Source organism: Rhizobium sp. PEPV16 (assembly GCF_008919455.1).
Taxonomy (GTDB): domain Bacteria; phylum Pseudomonadota; class Alphaproteobacteria; order Rhizobiales; family Rhizobiaceae; genus Rhizobium; species Rhizobium leguminosarum_Q.
In genome coordinates, this window is record NZ_VSZV01000029.1 from 1 (window position 1) to 982 (window position 982).

Below are 982 nucleotides of genomic sequence, written 5' to 3' on the forward strand. Positions count from 1 at the left end.
TGACCAACACGCCTTATGGGCGGGATCTGCTGGGTCCATTCGTCGATGCCTTCCGTGCGGAGGGCCTGAGGATCGGGTTCTACTATTCGCTGATCGACTGGCATCATCCCGACTTCACGGTCGATCCGCGCCACCCGCAGCGCAATCATCCCGATGCGCTGAAAATCAACGAAGGCCGGGACATGCAGCGTTACGCCGCCTTCATGCGCGAGCAGGTCCGCGAGTTGCTGACCGAGTTCGGGCAAATCGACATCATGTGGTTCGACTTCAGCTATCCGCAGTGGAAGCTCGGAGAACTGGTCGGAAAGGGCCATCAGGATTGGGAAAGCGAGAAACTCGTTCGCCTGGTGCGCGAGCTTGCGCCCGACATCATCATCAACAATCGGCTCGATCTCGCCGGCTTGCAGCCCGACATCGTCACGCCGGAGCAATATATGCCGCGCGCCCGGCCGCTCCGCGATGGCAGGCGCGTCGTCTGGGAAGCGTGCCACACGCTCAGCGGCTCCTGGGGCTATCACCGTGACGAGGATACGTGGAAAAGCACGGAACAACTGGTGCAGATGCTGGTCGGTACCGTTGCCATGGGCGGCAATCTGCTGATGAATGTCGGCCCGACGGCGCGCGGCACGCTCGACCACCGTGCGATTGCAGCCCTTGCCGCTTATGAGGAGTGGATGGCACTGCACGAGCGCAGCATCGTCGGCTGCACCCAGTCGGATTTCGCCGCTCCGGCCGACTGCCGCCTGACCCAGAATGGCGATCGTCTCTACATCCACCTCTTCAACTGGCCCTATCGCCATCTGCATTTCGATGCGCTGGCGGGGAAAGTCGAATATGCGCAATTCCTGCATGATGGCAGCGAGGTCACCTGGCTGCGCCCGTCCGCCAATACCTTGTGGGCAAACACCCAGTTCCCCGTCGGTGATGATCAAATGACATTCGTCCTGCCGGTGCGCCGACCTCAGATCGTGGTCCCGGTCAT

General features: G+C 61.5%; 1 protein-coding gene. It reads left to right on the forward strand.

Going from position 1 to position 982, the window contains the following annotated elements; translation table 11 throughout:
• Positions 1–982, forward strand: a 982-nt coding sequence (locus FY112_RS00200) for an alpha-L-fucosidase (protein ID WP_151517337.1), incomplete at both ends; no start/stop codon positions are given.